19 protein-coding genes are annotated in these 22,673 nt (G+C 70.4%); 13 read left to right on the plus strand and 6 right to left on the minus strand.

All coding sequences use genetic code 11. The annotated features are described in order from the left end of the window. Positions 1–257: 257 nt before the first annotated feature. Both AB0A63_RS20230 and AB0A63_RS20235 read right to left on the minus strand, forming a co-directional pair. On the minus strand, positions 258–758 hold the full coding sequence (locus AB0A63_RS20230; RefSeq protein WP_360393340.1) for an NUDIX hydrolase: 501 nt from the start codon (positions 756–758) through the stop codon (positions 258–260). Further along, positions 746–1,939 (minus strand): helix-turn-helix transcriptional regulator, encoded by a 1,194-nt coding sequence (locus AB0A63_RS20235; RefSeq protein ID WP_360393343.1) that lies wholly within the window; start codon positions 1,937–1,939, stop codon positions 746–748. Before AB0A63_RS20235 ends, AB0A63_RS20230 begins: the two co-directional genes overlap by 13 nt. A 271-nt stretch (positions 1,940–2,210) precedes the next feature. Between AB0A63_RS20235 and AB0A63_RS20240 the strand changes: the two genes are divergently transcribed. The 8 genes from AB0A63_RS20240 to AB0A63_RS20275 all read left to right on the plus strand — a co-directional run bounded on the left by AB0A63_RS20240 (position 2,211) and on the right by AB0A63_RS20275 (position 8,757). Continuing rightward, positions 2,211–2,585, plus strand: a complete 375-nt coding sequence (locus AB0A63_RS20240; protein ID WP_360393741.1) for a zinc finger protein — start codon at positions 2,211–2,213, stop codon at positions 2,583–2,585. After that, positions 2,515–3,165 (plus strand): hypothetical protein, encoded by a 651-nt coding sequence (locus AB0A63_RS20245; protein WP_360393346.1) that lies wholly within the window; start codon positions 2,515–2,517, stop codon positions 3,163–3,165. Before AB0A63_RS20240 ends, AB0A63_RS20245 begins: the two co-directional genes overlap by 71 nt. A 6-nt stretch (positions 3,166–3,171) precedes the next feature. Further along, positions 3,172–4,017 (plus strand): helix-turn-helix transcriptional regulator, encoded by an 846-nt coding sequence (locus AB0A63_RS20250; RefSeq protein ID WP_360393349.1) that lies wholly within the window; start codon positions 3,172–3,174, stop codon positions 4,015–4,017. Positions 4,018–4,459: 442 nt separating this feature from the next. After that, a complete protein-coding gene (locus tag AB0A63_RS20255; protein WP_360393352.1) occupies positions 4,460–4,885 on the plus strand; it encodes a PPOX class F420-dependent oxidoreductase in 426 nt (141 codons plus the stop codon). 5 nt (positions 4,886–4,890) lie between these two features. Beyond that, on the plus strand, positions 4,891–5,646 hold the full coding sequence (locus tag AB0A63_RS20260) for an HAD family hydrolase (RefSeq protein WP_360393355.1): 756 nt from the start codon (positions 4,891–4,893) through the stop codon (positions 5,644–5,646). Continuing rightward, the gene (locus AB0A63_RS20265) at positions 5,639–6,535 is read left to right on the plus strand and encodes an aminoglycoside phosphotransferase family protein (RefSeq protein WP_360393357.1); all 897 of its coding nucleotides are present in this window, start codon (positions 5,639–5,641) and stop codon (positions 6,533–6,535) included. Before AB0A63_RS20260 ends, AB0A63_RS20265 begins: the two co-directional genes overlap by 8 nt. A gap of 81 nt (positions 6,536–6,616) precedes the next feature. Then, positions 6,617–8,137: a UbiD family decarboxylase gene (locus AB0A63_RS20270; protein ID WP_360393359.1), complete on the plus strand. Its 1,521-nt coding sequence runs from the start codon at positions 6,617–6,619 to the stop codon at positions 8,135–8,137. Next, entirely contained in the window at positions 8,134–8,757 is a 624-nt protein-coding gene (locus AB0A63_RS20275) for a UbiX family flavin prenyltransferase (RefSeq protein WP_360393361.1), read from the plus strand. Before AB0A63_RS20270 ends, AB0A63_RS20275 begins: the two co-directional genes overlap by 4 nt. Positions 8,758–8,770: 13 nt before the next feature. On the opposite strand, the gene AB0A63_RS20280 is transcribed toward AB0A63_RS20275, so the two are convergent. Beyond that, positions 8,771–9,805 (minus strand): LacI family DNA-binding transcriptional regulator, encoded by a 1,035-nt coding sequence (locus AB0A63_RS20280; RefSeq protein ID WP_360393363.1) that lies wholly within the window; start codon positions 9,803–9,805, stop codon positions 8,771–8,773. A gap of 189 nt (positions 9,806–9,994) precedes the next feature. On the opposite strand from AB0A63_RS20280, the gene AB0A63_RS20285 reads away from it, so the two are divergent. Beyond that, positions 9,995–11,002 (plus strand): glycosyl hydrolase, encoded by a 1,008-nt coding sequence (locus tag AB0A63_RS20285; protein ID WP_360393365.1) that lies wholly within the window; start codon positions 9,995–9,997, stop codon positions 11,000–11,002. An 89-nt stretch (positions 11,003–11,091) separates the two neighbouring features. Here AB0A63_RS20285 and AB0A63_RS20290 read toward each other — a convergent pair whose 3' ends face one another. Next, the gene (locus AB0A63_RS20290) at positions 11,092–13,500 is read right to left on the minus strand and encodes a hypothetical protein (protein ID WP_360393368.1); all 2,409 of its coding nucleotides are present in this window, start codon (positions 13,498–13,500) and stop codon (positions 11,092–11,094) included. Between the two features lie 177 nt (positions 13,501–13,677). Here AB0A63_RS20290 and AB0A63_RS20295 point away from each other — a divergent pair, with 177 nt between their 5' ends. The 4 genes from AB0A63_RS20295 to AB0A63_RS20310 all read left to right on the plus strand — a co-directional run bounded on the left by AB0A63_RS20295 (position 13,678) and on the right by AB0A63_RS20310 (position 18,409). Next, entirely contained in the window at positions 13,678–16,437 is a 2,760-nt protein-coding gene (locus tag AB0A63_RS20295; RefSeq protein WP_360393371.1) for an AAA family ATPase, read from the plus strand. Between the two features lie 55 nt (positions 16,438–16,492). After that, positions 16,493–16,813, plus strand: coding sequence for a hypothetical protein (locus AB0A63_RS20300; protein ID WP_360393374.1), 321 nt, complete (start codon positions 16,493–16,495; stop codon positions 16,811–16,813). Next, complete coding sequence (locus AB0A63_RS20305; RefSeq protein ID WP_360393377.1) at positions 16,792–18,180, plus strand: PLP-dependent aminotransferase family protein; 1,389 nt, start codon at positions 16,792–16,794, stop codon at positions 18,178–18,180. The genes AB0A63_RS20300 and AB0A63_RS20305 overlap by 22 nt, the downstream gene beginning before the upstream one ends. 70 nt (positions 18,181–18,250) lie before the next feature. Next, positions 18,251–18,409: a hypothetical protein gene (locus tag AB0A63_RS20310; RefSeq protein ID WP_360393379.1), complete on the plus strand. Its 159-nt coding sequence runs from the start codon at positions 18,251–18,253 to the stop codon at positions 18,407–18,409. A 55-nt stretch (positions 18,410–18,464) separates the two neighbouring features. Here AB0A63_RS20310 and AB0A63_RS20315 read toward each other — a convergent pair whose 3' ends face one another. Further along, positions 18,465–18,611: a twin-arginine translocase TatA/TatE family subunit gene (locus tag AB0A63_RS20315; protein WP_360393382.1), complete on the minus strand. Its 147-nt coding sequence runs from the start codon at positions 18,609–18,611 to the stop codon at positions 18,465–18,467. A gap of 12 nt (positions 18,612–18,623) precedes the next feature. Continuing rightward, positions 18,624–22,673 carry a hypothetical protein gene (locus AB0A63_RS20320; RefSeq protein WP_360393385.1) on the minus strand — a complete coding sequence of 1,350 codons (4,050 nt, stop codon included), beginning with the start codon at positions 22,671–22,673 and terminating at the stop codon, positions 18,624–18,626.

Here is a 22,673-nt window from a genome sequence, read left to right on the forward strand (position 1 = left end):
GGTTAGGTGCCTATCGGGTGTGTCTGGGCGGCGGTGTGAACTGGTGCTTGACCTGCTAGGTAGCGGCAACGGCTCCGGTCAAGCTGTTCGTGCCGATGCTGGTTGTCGGTGAATCAGACGATCGGAAGCAGAGTGGCAAGAAAGATGTGTCCGGACGAGCTCGTCGCACTACCAGACTGCTGCACAAGCAGGCTCGACGGGAACCTGTGGCTCGGTTCGATCGGTTGCTCGGCGAACGGCTGTAGTCAGTCAATACTTCACTGAGGGCTCTCCGAGTAGTCGGTCGAGCTGTGTTCCAGTGCGTGGAGTGCGCGTTCGAGCCGTTTCGCCATATCGGCGCGGAGCAGCTGGCACGCCTCCTGGAACGGCACTGCGGCGACTTCGCTGATCTCGGGATCGCGCGGCGCGAGCTGCTCCACCTCGTCTTTCACCAGCACGCCGCCGTCGAAGATGAAGAGCAGTTGGTCATCCCAGGGTCCGTGCGGGCCGATCCAGTCGAGCAGGAGCACCTGGCCCGGCTGAATCGACAGGCCCAGCTCTTCGCCGACTTCACGGACTGCGGCGGCACGCGGAGGCTCGTTGTCCTCGGCCATCCCACCGGGTAGGTCCCAGTGCTCCTTGTAGGTCGGGTTCACCAGCACAATGCGCCCGCGCTGGTCCCGGAGGAGCACGTCCGCGGCGACGCGCTTGCGGGCTTGCTTCGCGTTGCCCTCGGCGAGATAGGCGAACCGGGCGTCGTCGTCAGTCAGACCGGCCACGTCGCAGTTTGACCTTCCTTGGCGTCGGATACCTGGCTGAGCGCGCCCAGGGTGGCCAGGAAGTGCGCCACCTCGGGGACGCTGCGCGCCGACGCCAAGGTATGCCCCAGGGCGTTGAGCTGATCAAGGACGCGGGTCGAGCTGAGCGAGGCCGTCACCTTGCAGACCTCGTTGCCGAACGCGGCGGCTTCGTCGAGCCGGCCGGCGCCGATCAGGATGTTCGCCATCGTGAGCTGGCCGAATGCCCGGCTGCGGACGCGGTCGCCGGTGCGGAGCTGGATGGCGGTGGTCGCGCGCTGCTCCGCTTCGGCGTACTCGGCGAGGGCGAGGAAGCACTGGGCCGCCTCGCTGGCGAGCGACGCCTCGTCGAAGTTCGCGATCCAGTCGGCCGGCTTCTCGTTCGTCGCCTGGTCGAGCAAAGACTCAGCGGTGTCGAGTGACTCGGCGCAGGCCTGATTCTCTCCGGTGAGGGCGAGTGCTCTGGCGCGCATCGCATGCAGTCGCGCGGTGAGCCGGAGCGTTCCGTCTGCCTGGCTCGTCTTGGTGATTCCAGTGGTCGCGATTCGCAGGGCGTCGGTGTGCTGTCCCAGCTCGATGGCGAGATGCGACATCGAGGCGCAGGCATTGCCGGCCAGCGCGTTGTTCTCGGCGGCGACGGCCAAGCGGAACGCGCGCTCGAAGTAGGCACGAGCGCGGGAGTTCTGCCCACTGTCGTGGGTCATCCAGCCCGCGATCTCCGTCATGGAGGCCGCGGCGGAGAAGATTCCCGCCGCAGCGGTACCGCTGTGCGCGTCGAGCAGGAGCGGTGCGATCTCCCGGCTGAGGTAGAGCTCGACAGAGGGAAGCAGGACGCCCCCGCCTAGCCTCCGATCCGTCTCTTGGAACGCCAGCGCGGCGCCCTGGATGCGGTGCACGGAGTCAGGCCCTGACTGCCGCGTCTTCTGCGGGACCTCGACGACCCGGAGCGGCTTCTGTTCCGGGTGCAGGAGTTCGATGAGCTCAGCGGTGGTGACTTCCAGTGCGGCGGCCAGCCGAGGCTGGATGAACGCATCCGGTGGGTTCTCCAGTCGATCCCACCTGCCGACCGTCACCCGGTCGACCCCCAAGAGCTTGGCCAATCCCTCCTGGGTGAAGCCCATGGCCTCGCGGCGCTGCGCGAACGCACTTCGCCACCTGGCCAATTGATGCTCCCGAGTATCAGTTGATGGCCATCAGCGTATCGCGCCAGTTTCGGCGAATGGCGGTTGTCCAGACGAGAATTTGCTTTCACTCGATCAGGTCAGTCAACGTTGTGGCTGGTCAGTCGCTTGCGTGTTGCGTTCGTGTGGCACGGGCGTGCCGTCTGCGACGTGGTCAGCGGACCGGGTCTCGCCGTTTAGTCAATCCCACTCACCGGTTGGCATCCGAAAGGAGGGGATGGCCGTGTCAGCGCAGGCAGCCGTGGACCCGTCGATGACTTTGAGCAGCTGCACACCGCCGGAGCCGTTCCGCTGGTTTCCGTACCGCGGAGCGCGTCACGCCGTTCCGCGCTGCTTCGTGTTGCCGGGGAGCCGGATCGAATCACCGTGCGGCGAGCAGCTGGTCGTCCCGGAGGTCGAGCCGCCGAAGTACCCGGACTGGCTGTGGCCGGAGTGCCCCAAGTGCGACAGCGAATGGCGCAAGACGACCGGACGGCCTCAACGTTCCGAGCTTTGCGGATCGGGCTGCGCGTCGGACGAGCAGGGGTTGGACATGCCGAAAACGAAAGAACAGGATGATGACGACCGAAGTCGGAACCGCCGAACTCAGCCGCGTCCTCGCGCCGTATGTGACGTCGTGGTCGGCTGAGCATGATCTGCACTGCACGTTGCTGGTGCGTGCGGACGGGCGCGGAGTGGGCTACGCCAACGAGCTTCCGGGAGATCGGGACGCGCACGGCGTGCTGTGGAACCGGGTCGCGGAGCGGCACGGTGTGGGTGTGCCGGAGTTCGCGCGGGTGCACCCGGCGCGGCAGCGACAGGCGATCAACAACCTGCTGTGCCAGGTGTGCGCCGAACCGGCTGACCGCACCGCGGAGGGCGTCCTGTGGCTGATGCGGGACTTCCGAGGAGACAGTCCGAACTGGCCGGAGGACATGGCCTCGGTAGAGCCTCCGATCTGTGCCCGGTGTGTCCCGGTCGCGATGCAGCGGTGTCCAGCGCTCCGACGTGGTGCTGTCGCGGTCCGAGTGCGGGAGTTCAACGTCATGGGAGTGAGAGGAACCCTGTACACGCAGGGGGTCTTCGGTCTCAAGCCGGCCGGGATGGGGCATCTTCTCTATGGCGATCCGGCCACCAGCTGGATGGTCGCGGCGTCCTCGTTCCGCCTGCTCCGGGACTGCAGCTTCGTCTCGTTCGAGGAGCTGGGCATTGCGGCAGGTCTGGGATAAGCGGCTATGCCGAAGGACTTCCGGGCCACGGCGCTTGAACGCGCTATCGGGCGGCGGCTCGCCGCGTGGCGCGATGCACGGCAGCTCAGCCTGACCGAGGCCGGTCGCTTGGTGGGGTTCAGCAGCGCCAAGCTTTCGATGATGGAGAACGCCATCCAGCCGTCTGCGGTCCTGGACATCATGGCGCTCGGCTACGTCTACGGGGTGCCGGCGCTGGAGTGGCAGACCGTCGTGAAGCAGGCACAGCATGCCAATCTGGTCCGTGCGGTCACCGATGACGTCGTGCTGTTCGACCCAGTCGAGGATCTTCCGGCGCTGGTCGGTGAGGCCACGAGGCTGGGTGTGTTCGCGCCGGATGCCGTGCCCTCGCTGCTCCAGATTCCTGACTACGCGAGCATCGTGGTGGATGCCGGCGACCCTGTCCGTGGTGCGAGGCATGCTGTGATCAGGCATGCCTGGGCGCAACGGCTCCGCGACAGCGATCCGATCGTCGTCCGGGCGGTGTTCCCGGAGGCTGTGCTGCGGATGACCGTTGGCGGTCGGCGAGTGATGAAGGCGCAGCTGCTGCACTTGGTGGGGCTGAGTGAGCTGGAGACGGTCTCGATCAAGGTCGTGCCGCGCGGTGCGGGCGCTTGCCCGGTGACAGGCGGGTCGTTCACGTTGCTCAGCTTTTCGCATCGCCAGCACAACGACGTCGCGTACTTCGAGTCGTTCATCAAGGGCGAGTACGTCGAGGACGTGGGCTTGACGGAGAAGTGCGTTCGGCACTTCGAAGCTCTCAGCACGCTGGCGCTGAACGAGGGCGAGTCGGTGGAACTCATCGCCGAGGCAACGGCTGAGCTGTCCAGCTAAGTGACTCACTCGACCCGGCGTGCCTGGCCGGTGGTGGCGGATCGCACAGGTGGCCAGACCGAGGGACGCCTCGTGAATGTCGATGGCCATGAACGTTGAGTCACCACAGTTGACCAATCTGTGAGGAACTTCTAGCCGCGCCCGACACGCATGAGCGACACGACAGACCTGTGGGTGCCGACAGCGTGTGGCGAGGACTCAACTCGTTCAGAAAGGTGTTCCGAGAGTTGGAATGAGTTCTGGACACGTCTTGGGTCGCTTGGTTCACTGTCCGCACCCAACAGGGAATCCCTGTCACCACCGTGATTCCAGGAGGCGAATTGCGCTCGTCGGACCGGTGAGCTCGCACGCCGGCCGACTCGGAAGTCGAACACATCGTGGCTGCCTGTATCGGACGAACAGTTCGCTGCAGCAGACGACACATCTTGGTTCAGGAGGTTCGATGTCCAGACCGTCGTACGGGGTCGGAGAGCTCGATGCCGCCTCTTTGCAGCCTGACGAGATGGAACGCCTCTTCCGAGCGCCGATCATTGCAACGGTCAGCACCGTCAGTCCGGCCGGGTACCCGCAGTCCAGCCCTGTCTGGATCAAGTACGACAACGGTCGGTTGCTGTTCTCCGCGGCCAGCAACCGGGTCAAGATCCGCCACCTGCGAGCGAACCCGAGGGTGAGCGTAATGGCGTTTGATCCCGAAAGCCCACGTAGCTACGTTCACGTACAGGGCACGGTCACGATCACGCCCGACGGCGCGATGGAACTGATCGACGAACTGTCGCTCGCCTACTGCGGCAAGCCCTGGGCATCGCAGCGCGGCGAGGAACGGGTAGTGGTGCGGGTGGAGCCCTCCAAGATATTCGTGCGGCGGTAAGTCGCATGATCAAAGCCGTGTTGTTCGACGTAGACGACACCCTGATCGACTACGGGAAAGCTGAACGCGACGGAATCACCGCTTACCTGCGGTCTTTGGCCGTGGCCTGCGATCCCGCCGCCGCGGTGGCAAGGTTCGGTGAGTTGCAGGGCTACTACTTCGATCGCTATCTCGCTGGCCTGATCGACTACGTCGGGCAGGCGACCGCCCTTGCGGCCGCGATGATCGATTGGCTGGAACTGTCCCCGCTGGACGATCCGTACGACTGGTTCTTGGGCTATCGCCGGCACTACGAAGCGTCGCTGACCCTGTTTCCCGATGTGCTCGACGGGTTGGCGGCACTGGGGGACATTCCGTTGGGCATCGTGACCAACAGCGACTCCGTGTACACCAGAGTCAAACTTCGCCGCACCGGGCTGCTTGCGCGGTTTGACTGCATCGTCGGAGTGGACACCGCCGGCGTGTCGAAACCTCATCCTCGGATCTTTCAGAGCGCATGCGCGGAGATGGGACATCTCCCTGCCGTCGTCGCCTACGTCGGCGACAAGAAGCTCAGCGATGCCCAGGCCGCGGACTGCGCAGGCCTGCACGGTGTGTGGCTGAACAGGTCCAATGACGGCGCCGGGGGCTTGACCGACCTCCGTCAGCTCGCAACTGCTCTCGGGCTGTGCCCCGATCGATCGCCATCACACCGCGCGACCGTGGCGGCGGGAGTCCAATCCGGAGTGATCGGTGCCGAGGTGGCTGCCTGTGATGGATGACCCGTTCGACGCTCAGCAGGCTCAGGGCGTGTTGAAGGCGGCTTGTTCGACAATCGACCTGGACTCCGGCGACGCGGAGCTCATACGTCTCGGCGAAAACGCTGTGTTCTGGCTGCGATCACGTTCTGTCGTAGCACGGATCAGCCGCGGCAGTGCCCGCGTGGCCCAGGCGGACCGGGAAGTGCGATCGGCCCGGTGGCTCGCGCGGATGTCCGTTCCGGCTGTTCGGGCGCTCGATGTCGACCAACCCCTTTTCCTGGACGGGCACGTCGTCACGTTCTGGGAATCAGTGAGCACGGAGGTCGGCCGTGGCAGCCCTGCTGACCTGGCCGGCTTGCTGCGCGATCTCCACGCCCTGGAAGCACCTCCGGAACTTGATCTTCCAGTCGCCGACCCGTTTCGTCGTGCACGCACCTGCCTCGATCGCGCGAAAGCACTGAGCGAAGAGGACCTGTTGTTCGTCAACGGCCTCCTGAACGACCTGGCGGCCAGGTACGAGAACCTCTCGTTCGCCCTCCCTCAAGGCGTCGTGCACGGCGACGCGAACGTGTGGAACGTCTTCCTGGACCACCGTGGAGCACCTGTTCTGGGAGATCTCGACACCTTGGCGGTAGGACCACGGGAGTTGGATCTCACGCCCGTGGCCTTGTACCACCACCGACTCGGGTGGCACACCGCAGCCGAATATCGGGGTTTCGTCGGCGGATACGGATTCGACGTGAAGGACTGGGAGGGATACGAGGTGCTGGCGGATGCGCTTGAGATCGAGCTGATCGCATGGCTTGCGCAGAACGCCCATCAGAGCCCCGCAACCTTGGTCGAGGTCGTCAACCGCATCGAGACGATCCGCACCGGAGCTTCCAGGCTCGGGTGGACCCCGTTCTTGTGAGCTCGGGAATTGCTTCGTGCTCTGCCAGGGCGTCCAGAGGTCAGCCGCAAATTGGAGCTGTAGACGATGGGGGAACCAGCCGTGGCCATCCGTCCCGAGCCGAGGAACGGCTCCAGGAGCTTTCGCGACTACCTGGAAGTGTTGGACGAGCTCGGTGACCTGCGCGAGATCGACTGGAAGGTCGACACGGACCTGGAGATCGGCGCGATCATCCGGCACAGCAGTGAGACGTGTGCTCCGGCGCCGTTGTTCACCAACATCCTGGGCCACGACGGGTACCGCGTGGCCGGCGCTCCTCTGGCCTACAGCTCTAATCCCGGTGCCAGGATGGCCAGAGTCGCGGTCGCGCTGGGGCTGGACCCGGCGACACCCGGTCCGCGCATCGTCGAAGAGCTCGCCGCCGCACTGCGCAACGATCCGATTGCCCCGGTCGTGGTGCAGGAGGCTCCCTGTCAGGAAAACGTCCTGCTCGGCGACGACGCGGACTTGACCGACCTGCCGGTTCCGCTGCTGCACGTCGGAGACGGTGGCCGATACCTGAACACGCTGGGCATCTTCGTGCTGAACAGCCCTGACCGGAAGTGGACGAACTGGTCGGTCGCCCGCGCCATGCTGATCGACGGTCGGCGCATGACGGGTGTGGTCAGCGGGGACCAGCACAACAACGTCATCCGCCAGATGTGGCAGGAGCGAGGCGAGCCGATGCCGTTCGCACTTGTGCAGGGAGCACCGCCCGCGGCGTTGTTCGTGGGCGGGATGCCGCTGCCCGACGGCGTGAACGAGGCGGACTTCCTCGGTGGTTACTTCGGCGAGCCGATGAAGACCGTGCGGTGCAAGACGGTGGACGTTGACGTTCCCGCTTCCTCGGAGCTCGTCATCGAGGGCTACCTGGACATGGACGAGACCTGGCCGGAGGGACCGAGCGGTGAGTACCACGGCTATCTCGGCTCAGGTACTAAGTTGCGCCCGGTTTACCACATCACCGCGATCACTCATCGAAACGACCCGATCCTGCCGGTCGTCTGCGGCGGCAAACCCGTGGACGAGGACCACACCATCTGCGGACCCGCCATCGCCGCCGTCCTCCTGAACGAGCTGCGGTCGGCCGGACTGCCGATCACGTCCGCCTGGGTCGTTCCAGAAAGCGGATGCACCATGCTCGCGGTGTCGGTTGCACCGGACTGGCGGCAACGCACCAAGGCAACCTCGTCCGAGTTGGCGCGGCGCGTGCTGGAGGTGTGCAAGGCACCTGGCGCCGTTCACGCGGGCTGGTGGATCAACAGGCTGATGGTGCTGGACCAGGACATCGAGCTGTCCGACCACCGCGATCTGATGTGGGCCTGGGCAACCCGGTGCCACCCTGCCACCGGACGTCAGGTCGTCACCGACCAGCGGATCCCGGCGGGGGTCGTGTCCTACGACGACGCGGAACGCAAGGCCGCACGCGGCCCGGTCGAAGTGCTGGACTGTTTGACCCCTGCTGACCTACTTGCGTCGCGGAGCACCGCGTTCGCCGACAACTACCCGGTGGAGCTGCGTCACAAGGTCCTCGTCGACCTGTACGGCGACCGCCGGGCAGGCAACGGAGGTTCGCTCGCATGACCATGGGGGAGCTGAGTGTCAACGGGCAGCACCGTCGCCACCTGGACGAGCTTCATCGCGGCCGCGACCTGCCCGTGGTGGTCGGGATCAGCGGCGGCAGCGGGATGATCTACGGAATCCGTCTGCTCCAGGTTCTGCGAACGTTGGAGATACCGTCCCACCTGGTCATCTCCGTCGGTGCCCGGAAGGCGCTGCCCTACGAGTGCGACCTGTCCGTGCGTGAGATCGCCGCGCTTGCGGATGTCCACCACAGCCCCTCCGACATGGCAGCCGCGATTTCCAGTGGTTCATTCCGCACCAGAGGCATGATCGTCGCTCCGTGCTCCGTGAAGTCGCTGGCGCAGATCGCCACCGGTGTGTGCGACACCTTGTTGACCAGGGCAGCCGAAGTCACGCTCAAGGAGCGTCGGCGTCTGGTCCTGATGGTGCGGGAGACGCCTCTCACCTTGACGCATCTGCGGAACATGGCCACGGCCACTGAGAACGGTGCGATCATCGCGCCGACGGTGCCGGCCTTCTACACCCGCCCGCGGACGCTCGACGACGTCGTGGACCACACCGTGGGTCGCGTCCTGGATCTTTTCGACCTCGACACCGGAGCGTTTCCCCGCTGGGCATAGGGAAAACAGGCACTCAGCGGGGACTCAGGCCGCGCTGCGCGAACGCCGTCGTCGACCGCGGCACGAGCCGAGGAGCCGGCACCTCCACCGCACCCTCCACGTCCCCGCCGGCGATCACGTCGAGCATCAACCGCGCCACCCGCGCCCCGTACCCGGCCACGTCCCGGGCCAGTGCCGTGATCGCCGGCCGCATCACCTGGCACAGCTGCGAGTCGTCCCACGCCACGACCGAGAGGTCCGCGGGAACGGAGAGCCGCATCTCGTCGGCCACCGACATGCCCGCCACGGCCATGATGCTGTTGTCGTACAGGATCGCCGTCGGGCGAGTGGGGGAGCTGAGCAGCCGGCGGGTGGCCTGTGCGCCTTCCAGGCCGGTGTAGTCGGTGTGCACGACGTCGGCCGAGTCGAGGGTGCACGACGTGGCTGCCGTGTGGAACGCCTCGTCGCGGCGGCGGGTGTGGAGCAGGTCGGGGAGGCCGGCGATGCGGGCGATGCGGCGGTGGCCCAGGGCGGCCAGGTAGCCGACGGTGTCGGTGGCGGCTGCGGCGTCGTCGGCCCAGACGTGGGGGAGGGTGCCGGTGCCCGTGGGGCCGCCGACCACGACGGTGGGCAGGGCCAGTTCTTCCAGCAGGGGGATGCGGGGGTCGTCGGCGCGCAGGTCGACCACGATCACGCCGTCCACGCGGTGGCCGCCCCACCAGGACCGGTAGACGTCCAGCTCGGCGTCGGCGTTCGCCACCACCTGCATCATCAGCGCGTAGCCGGGGGCGGCCAGCACCGACTCGATGCCGCTGACGAGCTCCATGAAGAACGGTTCCACGCCCAGGGTCGTGGCGGGGCGGGGGAGTGCCAGACCGATCACGTTCGTGGTGCCGCCGGACAGGACGCGGGCCGCGCTGTTGCGGTGCCAGCCGATCTCGTCGGCGGCGCGCTGGACGCGCTGACGGGTGCGGTCGGAGACGCCGGGGCGGCCGTTGAGGGCGAACGACGCCGCGCTGATCGACACGCCCGCGCGGCGTGCGACGTCGGAGATCGTCGGCCGCTTCAACCCCGGACCTCCTCGTTGGCTGGTGATCTCAACCTAGCAGGTAGCTAAAGCGTTCGATGGACATAGCTGATGAACGCGTCTATCTTCGAGCAGACAAACAAATAAAGCGCTTTAGTCAATCGGCTCGCCGCCGCAGCCACCGCGCAGTCCCGCCCGAACGAGGTGCGGGGTCGACGAGGAGGAGAGCGAGTGCGACACACGAAGACAGCGCCGCAGCGTTTCGGCGCGGCATTGGTTGTTGTCCTGACCGCCCTGGCCACGGTGTCACCGCCGGCGCAGGCGTTCCCCAGGTCGTCACGGCAGCAGGTGATCGACTACCTGGGTTCGGTCACCGGCCGGTACGTCGTGTCCGGTCAGCACAACAAGGAGCCGGCGAGCAACCCCGGCCAGTACACCCAGCAGGTCAAGGACATCACCGGCCAGTACCCCGGACTGTGGGGTGGTGACCTGATGTTCCGGCCTGAGGACGTGGCGAACCGGCAGCGGGTGGTCGACCAGGCGAAGGTCGAGTGGGCCAACGGGTCCCTGGTCGCCCTGACCTGGCACGTGTGCACGCCCACCGGCCCGAGCACCTGCCAGTTCGACGGCGGGGTGAAGACGCAGATCGGCCAGAGCCAGTTCACCGAGGTGGTCACCAGCGGCACCGCGCTCAACAACGCCTGGAAGCGCCGCCTGGACGAGGTCGTGCCCTACCTGCAGCAGCTCAAGAACGCGGGTGTGCCGGTCCTGTTCCGGCCGCTGCACGAGATGAACGAGGCCTGGAACTGGTGGGGCAACCGGCCGGGACCGGAGGGCAGCGCGAAGCTCTACAAGATCACCCGCGACCACCTGGTGGGCAAGGGGCTCGACAACCTCATCTGGGTGTGGAACGTCCAGGACAACCCCGCCGGCAACTGGGCCGCGTACTACCCCGGCGCGCAGTACGTGGACGTCGTGTCCCTCGACGTCTGGTACAAGGGCCTGCCCAGTTCCGGTGACTACCAGCAGGTCCAGAACATCGCCGCCGGCAAGCCGATCGCCCTCGCCGAGACCGGGAAGGCGCCGAGCGCGGCGTTCCTGGACGCCCAGACCCGGTGGAGCTACTTCATGATCTGGTCGGAGCACCTGCGCGGCAACAACACGGCGGCGGAGGTCCAGACCGCCTACTTCCACCCGCGCACGCTGAACCAGGGCGAGTTCACGATCCCGGGCGCGTAGCGCCGGCGGGTGCTGCCGGTGCGCTCCACGACGCCGGCTCCGGCGGCGACGCGGGCCAGGAGGTTCTGGCCCGCGTCACGACCGTGCGGTCAGAGGCGTTGCAGGGTGTAGGTCCCGCTACCCGCCTTGTTCACCAGCACCACGCCGTACCAGCCGGTGGCCGGCGGGGTGAACGTGATGGTCTCCACCGCGCCGGGACCGCCGACCGCGGCACCGGCGGCGACACTGGTGCGGCTGCGGACGTAGGTGGCGGACTGGCCGGCCACCGAACCGACGAGGAACAGCTCCGCGTCCTGCGAGGCGCTGCCCGGCGTGACCTTGATGGTCACCGGCACGCCCGCGGTGAGGCTGGTGTCGCGCACCGCCACGACCTTGGTGCTGGACATGGCGATGGACTGCGCGGACGCCGCGGGCAACGTGGTCGAGCCCTGGGCCAGCTCCAGGCTGTAGCCGCCGGTGCCGGAGGAGGCGTTGACGCGCGGGTAGAAGTCGCCGAGCGGCGTCGTCCCCGAGTTGGAGTTGATCGCCACGAAGTCCACGACACCGGCGGCCAGGCTCGCGCCCTTCTGCACGGTCTGGGCCTTGTCGTCGTACACGCGCAGGTCGTAGTCGGCGCCCGCCGGTGAGCGCAGGGCCACCACGGACCACGCATTGGTGGTGGTGTTGAAGGAGAAGTTGTGCGGCACCGGGGTCGGCCGGGACACCGCGGTGTTGTTGGCCAGCGGGTCGCGGAAGGTGTAGTCGATGGTGTTCTGGTAGAGGGACGCGAGGCCGCCGTTGGCCGCGGTGTTGAAGCCGTCGGCGGTGCGGTGGGCCCAGAACTCGGCGAACGTGTTGGACTTGTGGTTCAGGAACGTCGTCCAGATGTTGCCGGGGTTGCGGCCGCTCTCGGCCAGCCGGTCCCACGGTGCCTCGTCGGTGCTGTCGGACAGGTCGATCAGCGCGCCGGCGACGCGGCCCTCCACGGTGTCGCCGTTCTCCCACGGGAAGCTGCCCCACCACGGGTTCCAGGTCGAGCCCCAGGTGGCGCTCTCCAGGTCGATCCAGTTGCCGTCCGCCCAGTTCCATACCGGGTCGTTGTAGACCTGCACGGGGGTCCACTCGGCGAAGCCCTCGACCCAGGCCAGGCCCGCGGTGCCGTGGGTGTGGACGCCGTGCGGGCCACCGGCGCCGGGCACCGGGCTGAACTCGTAGACGTCGTCCATCACCGAGTGCGTGGCCTCGTGCACGGTGACGTCGCGGGAGTTCGGGTCGTTGGCCATCAGGTGGATCTGCCGGGTGGGCGGGTCGTAGTAGGTGCCGGTGACCGAGTCCCAGCGCCAGTTCACGACCACCCGCGGGCAGGTCGCGCCGCCGGCGTCGTTGGCGTCCCAGCAGGCGCCCGGCTTCCAGTTCCAGAAGTCGTTGATGGCGTCGTAGGCCTGCACACCGCGCTGGTGCAGCGGGTCACCGGGCTGGAGCTGGCCGAAGTTGTGCGTGGTGCCCGTGGCGAGGTTGGCCGCGACCGGGCTGTCGTAGGAGTAGACGGTGCCGGTGCCGGTCTCCTGCACCCGCCACATGTTGTTCTCGGCGACGAACCGGACGTAGATGTCCTGGCCGCCGTTGGCGACACCGCCGTCGGTGTCGGTGTTGTCGAAGCAGACGGAGTAGTTGCCCGCGCCGTCGGTGGCGACCACGCCGAGCAGGTCGTGGGCGTCGTTGACGTCGCGGTCCCACACCTGCACCCCGTAGTTGGGGGAGCTGCGGACGACGGCGAGGTTGTCGGTGTAGGCCCAGCCGCCGGTGACGCAGGCCGTTCCGGCCAGCGCGGTGGTCCCCTCGACCTGAGCGGTGGGCCTGGCGGGGGTGGTGGCGGCGGGGCGGTGGGTCAGCTGCGGGGCGACGCGACCGGCGGTGACCACGGCCGGTGCGGTGGTGGTGTGCGCGGAGCCCGCCATGCCGGGGGAGGACTTGCCGCCGCGGTCGGCGACGGTGAGGTACACGTGGTCGGCGGGGATCGGGGAGTGCTCGTCACCGGCGGACACCGCGCGCACCGCGATGTCGGCGGGACCGGCCGCGGTGGCCCTGACCCGGCCGGTGAACCGCTGGGTGCCGCCCGCGGCCAGTGCCGTGCCGCCCTCGGCGCGACGCACCCCACCGCGGTCGGCGGGCGTGGCCGGGGTGACCTGGCGGCTGCCGAGGCCCGCGGGCACCTGTTCCCATTCAAGGCCCGCCGGCAGGTCCACCTCGACGCGCACGTCGGGGCGGGCGAACTGGGCGGCGACCTCCACGGTCAGCACCGCGGACTCGCCCACGGCGGGCAGGGCGGCGAGCCCGGCCGAGACGGAGACGCAGCTGCGCCACTGGTGCCGGTCGGAGACGTGCGGGTTCGGTCTCAGCGCGCAGGCCTCGGATCCTCGCGCGGCGTGCGCTCCCGGCGGGGCGCCGGTGACCAGGCCGCTCGCGGTGAGCACGACCAGTGCGGTCACCCACCGGGCACGCGCCTTCGCTGCAGACATCGCTCACCACTCCTCGGGTGTCGAAAAAGGCTTGGAAGCACAACGATCGCCGCGCGACGCCGGACCGGACAGGCCCACTGCCCCCGCGGAAGGGGTGGACCACTGCGGGAGGTCGCCGAAAAATCCGCGCGGGAGATCACCGGCGCCATTACCGTTGTGGCGGGCGGAAGGGGGAGCGTGGCCGGTTCGCAGCTGGTGGGACGGGAGCGCGAACTCGCTGCGGCGGCGGAGGTCCTCGCACGGGCGCAGGAGCGCACCGCGCGGTTGCTGCTGTCCGGCGAGGCGGGGATCGGCAAGAGCGCGCTGTGGGAGCGGGTGCTGGCCGACGCGGCGGAGCGCGGCTGCACGGTCCTGTCGTGCCGTCCGGTCGAGTCGGAGGCCCAGCTGGCGTTCGGCGGTCTGGTCGACCTGTTCGACCGCTTGCCGGACAGCGCTTTCACGCTTCTGCCGCAACCACAGCGCACCGCGCTGGAGGTGGCGCTGCTGCGCCGCCAGGCCGGCGAGGGCGCGGGTGACCAGCGTGCGGTGTGCCTGGCCGCGCTCAACGTCGTCCGCTCGCTGGCCGCCACCGCACCGCTCGTGCTGGCCGTGGACGACGTGCAGTGGCTGGACGAGTCCAGCGGCCGGGTGCTCGCGTACGTGGTGCGCCGGTTGGCCGGGGAACGCGTGGCGGTCGTGGTGTCCGTGCGCGACGGGGACGGCGGTGCCGCGCCGCTCGGGCTGGCCGGGCAGGACCACCTGGTGCACCTGCGGCTGAGCGGGTTGAGCATCGGCGCGCTGCACCGGTTGGTGCGCGGTGCGGTCGGTGCGCCGCTGCCCCGGCCCACGCTCGTCCGCCTCCAGCGGGCCAGCGGCGGCAACCCGTTCTACGCGCTGGAGCTCGCCGGTGTGCTGGACGACGGTGGTGCGCCAGGACTTCCGCTGCCGACCCCGCGCGCGTTGGGTGAGCTGCTCACCGACCGGATGGTCGCGCTGCCCGCCCACAGCAGGGAGGCCCTGCTCTACGCCTCGGCGCTGGCGCAGCCCACCGTCGACCTGGTCGCCCGCGCCATGGGCGACGCCGAGTCGGCGGACGAGGCGCTGGCCGACGCGGAGGACCACGGTGTGGTGGAGGTGCTGGCGGGCGCCGTCCGGTTCACGCACCCGCTGCTGCGGTCCGCCGTCTACTCGGCCGCGCCGAACGGGCGCCGCCGCCGGGTGCACCGGCGGCTCGCGGAGGTGCTGGACGACCCGGAGACCCGCGCCCTGCACCTGGCGTTCGGGGCGAGCGGCCCCGCTCCCGAGGTGGCCGACGCCCTGGGCGAGGCCGCGCACCTGGCCCAGCAGCGCGGTGCGCTCGAGAACGCGGCCCGGCTGTGGGAGCTGGCGGCCGGTCACGTCACCGAACCGGAACGCAGGGCCGGGCTGCGGGTCGCCGCCGCGCAGTGCCTGTTCTCCGCCGGGGACGCGCAACGGGCCCGCGAGCTGTTCGAGGCCGCCGTGGCCGATCTGCCCGCCGGCCCGCACCGCGCGGTGGCGTTGCTGGAGCTCGCGGTCGCGGTGTTCTTCGGCGGCGGCCCGGTGGAGGCGACCGCGCTCAGCGACGAGGCGCTGGCCTGCGCGGGGGACAACCCGGTGCTGCGCGCGACGACGTACCTGCGCCGGTCGTTGTTCTGCCAGAACGACACCGCCGAGCGCTACCGCAACACCCACCAGGCGCTCGACGAGATCACCGGCCACGAGGAGGAGGCGCCCGACGACCTGGTGGCGTGCATCCTCGTCAGCAGCGCCTACTACAAGCTGCTCGCCGGACTGGGCCTGCACCACGACTACCTGCGGCGGGCAGCGGAGCTGGTCTCGCCGACGGCCCAGAACCGGGACGCCAGGGCGGCCCGCAGCCTGCTGCGCGTGGTCGCCAAGTACACCGACCCGGTGCGCGGGCGGCAGGAGTTCGCCTTGTCGCGCCGCGCCTCGCTGGACCGGGGCGACGAGGCGATCGCCGTGCACGAGCTGGTGCACCTGGCCGAGCTGGACGTCTGGCTGGGTGACTGGTCACTGGCCGCCGCGGAGGCAGCGGAAGCCGTCGACGCCGCCGAGCAGACCGGGCAACGACCGTGGGTCGCCTACGCCCTCTACACCCGCGCCCTCGTCGACGCCCACCGCGGCGACCACGACGAGGCCTGGGAGGCGGCGACGGAGGGGCTGCGCATCGCCACCGACCTCGACGACTCGTGGGTCACCGTGCACCTGCGGGCCGTGCTGGGCTTCACCGAGCTGTCCCGGCACGAACCGGCGGCGGCCAGGGAGCACCTGCTCGCCGCGCTGGAGCTGTGCTCGGCGGTCGGGCTGGGCGACTTCCCGCTCAGCTCCCTGTACGGCGACCTGGTGGAGGTGAGCGCGGAGCTGGGGCTGGTCGCGGAGGCCGAGGCGCTGCTCGCGGACCTGGAGCTGCGCCGCGACCGCGCGCCCCGCCCGTGGGTCACCGCGGTGGCCGCCCGGTCCGCCGCCCTGGTGCGGATGGCGCGCGGGGACCTCGCGGGCGCGCAGGAGGCGGCGGAGGCAGCGCCGGAGCTGCCGATGCCCTTCGAACGCGCCCGCGCCGACCTCGTGCGCGGCCGGATCATGAGGCGCCGCAAGGAGAAGCTCCTGGCGCGGGAGCTGCTGCTGGCCGCCAGGCACGAGTTCGAACGGCTGGGCGCACGCCGGTGGGCGGCCGAGGCCGACACGGAGCTGAGCCGCCTGGGGTTGCGCCGCGACGACGAGCACGGCCTGACCGCGACCGAGCTGCACATCGCCCGGCTCGTGGCCGGCGGGCTGAGCAACCGCGAGGCGGCCGCGGCGGCGTACGTGACGACCAAGACCGTCGAGGCGCACCTGAGCCGGATCTACCGCAAGACCGGTGTGCGCACCCGGCGCGAGCTGAGCCGGTTGGGGTTCCTGCGGGAGCCGCGGGACTGACTGTGGGGTCGTTCCCCGATTCCCGCGAGGGTGTCCCCGCCGCAGGCTTGACCGCATGACGACGGAGCCGGCGGGTCAGCTGTTCCTGGTGGAGTGCTACCTGCCCGGCGCGGCCGCGGAGGAGGTCGCCGCGGCGATGTGCTCCGTGGTGGCCGCTGGTAGGGGAACCACGGCATTCGTCTGCTGCCTGGCGATACCGGGCGACGACACCTATTTCGGCCTCTTCGGCGGCGGCACGCCGGACCACCTGGAGCTGACCTTCCGCAGGGCCGGGGTGCCCTTCGAGCGGATCGTCGAGGCGACGCGGGTCGGTCTGGACGCGGCCGGGGAGGCGTTCGCAGGACAGGGGGAACGATGCGCGACCAGGAGAGCCTGACGGTCCCGATCGGGCTGGACCGCGGTACCGGCAGGCCGTTGCAGGAACAGCTGGCCGACCAGCTCGCCGCGGCGGTCGACCGGGGTCAGCTGGCCAGCGGCCACCGGCTGCCGTCCACCCGGACGCTCTCCGAGCGGCTGGACGTCTCGCGCGGCGTGGCGCTGGCGGCCTACGAGATCCTCTACTCGCGCGGCTACCTGGAGAGCCGCCGCGGTTCGGGCACCTACGTCGCGGGCCGCACGGCCGCCGTGCGCACGCTGCCCGCGCCGAAGGCCGGTGCCGAGCTGGTCGACTGCACGCCGGGTCAGGCCACCCGCGACGACTTCCCGCTGGCCGCGTGGCGTGCGGCGTGGCGGCACGCGAGCTTCCAGCCGCCGCTGACGTGCGACCTGCCCGCCGGTGGGCTGCCGGAGCTGCGCCAGGCGGTGGTCGAGCACCTGCGCCGCACGCGCGGCCTGGTGGCGGACGACCACGAGGTGCTGATCACCACCGGTGTGCCGCAGGGCGTGCAGCACGTGCTGGCCGCCTTGGCCGGTCGCGGACGCGTCGCGGTGCAGGACCCGGCACCGCCCGCGCTGGGGCAGGCGGTCGAGTACGCGGGGGCCACGGCCGTGGCGCTGCCCGCGGACCGGGACGGCCAGTGGACCGGTGTGGTGCCGCCGTCCTGCACGGCCGTCGTGGTCTCACCTGACGGGCAGGTGCCCGCGGGCGCGGTGCTGCCCGCGTTGCGCCGCGGCCAGCTGGCCGACTGGGCCCGGCGCGAGGACGGGTACGTGGTGGCGGTGGCGGTGGACCACATCGCGCCGTCCGCGGCACCGCTGCCGAGGCTGCTGCACCTGGCCGGCCCGCGGGTCGTGGTGGTGGGCGACTTCCGCACGGTCTTCGACCCGTCGCTGCACGTCGGTTACGTGCTGGTGCACCGCAGCCGCGCCGACGAGGTGACGCGCAGCGTGCGCCGCGGCCACGACCAGCCCTCCGCCGTGGCGCAGTCCGCCATGGCGCACCTGCTGGCCGAGGGGCACGTGACGCGCAGGCTGCGGCGGCTGGAGCGGTCGTTCGCCCGCAAGGACGTCCTGGTGCGCGCGGCTCTCGCGCCCCTGCGGCTCGCGGCACCGGGTGTGCCGGGCGTGGTCGTGGTGCACCTGCCCGACCACGTCCGCGCCGCGCAGGTGCAGGCCGAGCTGCGCCTGCGCGGCGTGGTGGTGCCGGTGCTGGCGGCCTACCACCTGCCCGGCCGCCCGGCGGGCAACGCACTGGTGTTCGGGCACGGGCACCTGTCCGACCGGGCGCTGCGCACGGCACTGGACGCGCTCACCACCGTGCTGCGCGCCGACCACGCCGTCACCGACCGGGCGTGCGGCCTGTAGTGCGGGCCGCTCGACGACTCCCGCGCAGTCCGCGCGGCGAACGCAGGAAGAACGAAGGGGAGGGGTTCTCATGAACGTCCGCAAAGCAGTTCTGGCGGCCGCACTGGCCTTGGCCGCGGCATTCGCGGTCACCGCGGGACCGGCGGCAGCGGTGACCGGTGCCGACCCGGTGGCGCAGCAGGACGCCGAGCGCGAGGGCGGTGGCGGCGAGGGCGGTGGCAGCGCCTGAGACGAGCAGGCACGGCGCCGTTCCCCTCTGCGGAGGGGGACGGCGCCGTGCCGTGTCAGGACTTGCTGTCGTCATCGCCGCCGCGGCGCAGCTCCCTGCGGGCGTCCGAGATGGACCTGGCCAGCTTCGGCAGTCGGCTCGCGCCGAACAGCAGCACCACGACGAGCAGCACGAGCAGGATCTCCGTCATGCCCAGTGGCACGGCACACTCCTTTCAGGACAGTGCGACGGTGTCGGTGTGGACCAGGCGGGTGGCGGCGGTGCCGCCGTTGCCGTCGCGGTGGACCTCGAACTCCTCGACGGCCAGCCGCAGCGCCCCGGCCCCGGTGGGCAGCGTGACCGTGCCGGTCCAGGTGTGGACGCCGCTGTCGTTGACCGGGGTGGAGATCGTGGTGGCGAAGCCGCCGCCGGCGGGCTGCCAGCGCAGCACCGGGTCGGTCACGCCGTCGAGCTGCCGCTCCACGGTCACCCTGACCTCGTTGGGACGGCCCGAGTGGGTGAGCGAGGGACCGGGGCCGGTCACCTGCACGGTCCGGGTGGAGCCGCTGCCGGTGACCACGACCGCCCGGTCCGGTGCGAGCTGGGTGAAGTCCGCGGTCGCCACCGCGGACAGGTGGTGGCCGGGGATCGAGCTGGGCTGGTAGCGGGCCAACGCCAGGCGCACGAACGGGAAGTAGCTCTTCAGCGGGTCGTCACCGGTGCGAGTGATGCGGATGTCGCAGAACCACAGCCCGCGCGCCGAGTCGTAGGCCACGTCGTACGCGGCGAACTTCAGTTGGGTGTCCGGGAACTCCGGCACCGCCATGCCCGTGCCGTAGATCGCGGCCTGCGGGAACGAGCTCGCGGTCACGTCGTCGGGCATCACGGTCGAGTGCATCGCCGCGTCGGCGCCCCAGGCCGTGACGACGTTGCGCAGGTGCTCCGGTGCGTCGTTGACCGTGTCCGGCCACATGAGCACGGCGAGCTTCTCCCCGTCACCGCTGGAGAACCACGGCCGCTCCAGGTACACCCGCAGCCCGCCGCCGCGCCGCACGCTCTGGCCCGGCGCCGGGTTCTCCCAGCGGAAGACCGGCAGGACCTGGCGGATCCTGGGCGCGGCCGGACGGGCGGTGCTGGGGATGTTCTGCTCCAGCACCGCAGGCGCGCTGCGCGTGTCCGGGCGGACGAACGACACCTCCAGCGTGCGGCCCGTGGTGAGGCTGCCGCCGTTGGTGCGCCGGAACGTGCCGGTGGCCGCGTCGGTGACCACGTAGTCGCCGGACGCGTGCTCCGGGCTGCTCCCCGGCGGGGCCTGCCGGTACTGCCGGTGCGTGTCCCTGTCGGCCACGACCAGGTGGGCGGGGTCGATCGGCACGCCGAGGGTGTGCTGCGTGCCGCTGAAGGCGACCTCCCTGCGTTCGCGGAAGAACTCGCTGAAGCAGGTCACCGCCCGCGCCTCGTACCGCACGCGCCGGTGCTTGGTGTCGCCGAACTCGTGCCGTGCCTGGAACTCCAGGGTCTCCGTCACCGGCGCCGGCCCGTGCACCTGGCTGACCGGCACGGTGATCGGCGCGGCCCGGAACGCGCGGTCGAGCACCGGTTCCGTGACGCCGTCGTCCACCGGCATCCGCCAGCTTCCGGCGAACTCCACGCTGCTGGTGCTCTTGCGGCTGACCTGCACGGACGGGCCGAGCACCACGTGCGTCGAGCCGGCCTGCCCCTCGACCGGCCGCCGGGCGGTGACGGAGCCGATGCCCGGCACGGCGAGTGGGGTGCGCACGGCGTGCGTCAGCGTCAGCGTCCTGGCCGGGGTGAACATCCAGTGCCGTCCGCCGACGACCGACTGCCGCAGCGCGGTCACGCTGACCTGGTTGCCGGGATGGGCGGCGTTCCACTCGGCAGCGCCCTGCTCGACCAGCGGCCACAGCGCCATCAGGTCCAGGTCGGCAGCGTCGAACTGGGCGGAGAGCTGGAGCCGGTAGCTGTCGCCCGGCATGAGCCGCACGGTCAGCACGCGGTCGGTCCCGTTCCACGACCAGCCCGCCGTGCCCTGCTGGAGGCGGATGCGGAAACCCTTGGCGTTCGGCCACGTCGCCGGGTCGGCCGCGGTGATCGTCGTGGACGTGGTGGCGCCGGGCAGTCCGCGCACGAGGATGCGCCGCGCCAGCGGTTCCGGAAGGTGGGGAACGGGCAGCTGGTCGGTGTCGTAGTACCAGTGCCGGTCAGCGGGTGCCGGCAGGGTGCGCGCCGAGGAGTGCTGCTCCAGCACGGCGGCGTCCCGTGCGGCCAGGTCGGCGTAGGCGACGGCGTCCACCGGCCGGCCGGTGGTGGTCCGGTCGAGCATGCCGTGCTGCTCGGCGACCTGGACGGTGGTGCGCGGCGGCAGCACGTGCCGGTCGGCGGTGCCGACGTTCGTGTCGCTGCCGGTGTTGCCGCGCAGCACCATCACCTCCAGCGACTCGGCCGCACCCGGCACCGACCGCAGCAGCACCTCGGGAGCGGAGACCGGTTCGAACCGGCGGAACGTCTCCGCCGCGGTGCTCAGCGCCGAGTCGGTGAGCGCGTCGGCCTGCTCGGTGGTCAGCGAGTTGCCGGCGATGTCCACCGCCCGCGCCCGCAGCCGGTAGCGGCGCCCGAACCGCAGCCGCGGCAGCGCACGGGCACCGAACGTGGTGCGGAACGGGAAGTCCGGGTCGGCTGAGCCGCTGCCGTCGGCGAGCCCGTTGTCGCCGGCCAGCGATTTGCCGGGCCGGCCGACGGCGAGGCTCCAGCCCGCCCAGTGCACCAGCGACTCCTGCAGGTACAGGTCCTCGTCGCCGCCGGCACCGGAGGTCGTGGGCGCGGTCTGCGCGGCCGTCTCCTCCAGCACCTTCACGTTCTCGTCACCGCTGCGCACGAACACGTACGCGCCGTCGCGCCACATCAGGGAGAACCACTGGCCGGCGGTCTCGTCGCGCACGTCCCACCGGTAGCCGCGCACGACGTCGTCGGCGGTGAGCTCGACGTCGTCGGTGATCTTGTCACCGCCGGAGGTGAACGCCGCGTCGTTGACCTGCCGGCCGCGTTCGACCTTCTGCGCCAGCCGGACCGCCCGCGACAGCCGGCCCACCGAGAAGCCGGCCGTGCGCAACGCCGGCAGCGCGTGCTCGTCCGGTGTGGTCGCACTGCGCTTGACCACCTGCCCGCCGCGCTCGACCCGCAGCCGGGTGACCGTGTCGGCGAACTGCCGCACGGCCAGCGCCGCGGCGTCGGGATCGACCTGCACCACGGCGAACCGGTCGGTCTCGCCGACCCGCAGCAGCCCGTCGCGCAGGTCGCTGTCGGTGTCGAGCGGGCTCGCGGCGAACACGTGCCGCGCGCCCTTGCCGATCCGGCAGCGCATCAGCGGCCGCACGTGCACCTCGGACTCGCTGCCCAGCAACGGTTTCAGGTCGGTGACCACCCGGACACCGGTGACCCGCTCGTTGCCGCGCACCAGGTTCAGCACGGCCGGATCGGCCGACTCGAAGTCGAGGACCAGTCCCAGCAGCCGCTGGAGGTGGTGGTGCTCGCGGGTCATCGCGACGGCCTGGTGGAAGTCCAGCTTCGGCGCGGCCAGCGGCGGCAGGTCGCCGGTCACCGGCGCGCGCCTGCGGTGGAACCGCTCGGCCTGCAGGAACGTCAGCGCGACACCGTCGGCGGTCGAGGCGTCGCCCGGCCGGAACGGCACCGCCCACCGCGCGGGGTCCTGCGGGTCGAGGCTGAACAGGGCCTCCAGCCGGTCGCGCAGCCGTTGCTTGCGGTCCAGGCCGGGTCCGGAGTGGTCGCCGTCGAACTCGAACCCGACGGCACCGAACGCGTCGCTCGCGGTGAGTTCGTCGAGCGTCGGGAACTCCTCGGGGAACCGCGCGCCGAACCGCCCGTAGCGCTGGTGCACGAAGTCGCGCACGTGCTGGGTGGGGTAGGAGCGGATGCGCCGGCGGGCGAACCGGGTCAGCGCGTGCCCTTGGACGTGCGAGGTGGGCGTGAACAACGCGGTCCAGTGCCGGCTCACCGGTGTGGACACGCGTCTGGCCGTGGCGCGCACGGGTCTGCCGCTCTGGTCGAGGACACCGGGGAACTCCAGCTGGAACGCCGCCGCGGCCACCCTGGCGGGCCAGTCGGTCCAGTCGGGGAAGGCGCTCAGCTGCGCGGAGCCGGCCGTGGGCAGCAGCCGCGGCGCGACGTGCACGGAGAACCGGACGAGGTCCAGGCCGGTGGTGACCCCGCCCGGCAGGACGGTCCAGGTGATGGTCTGCTTGCTCAT

The organism is Lentzea sp. NPDC042327 (assembly GCF_040647275.1).
In the GTDB taxonomy this organism is placed as follows: Bacteria; Actinomycetota; Actinomycetes; order Mycobacteriales; family Pseudonocardiaceae; genus Lentzea.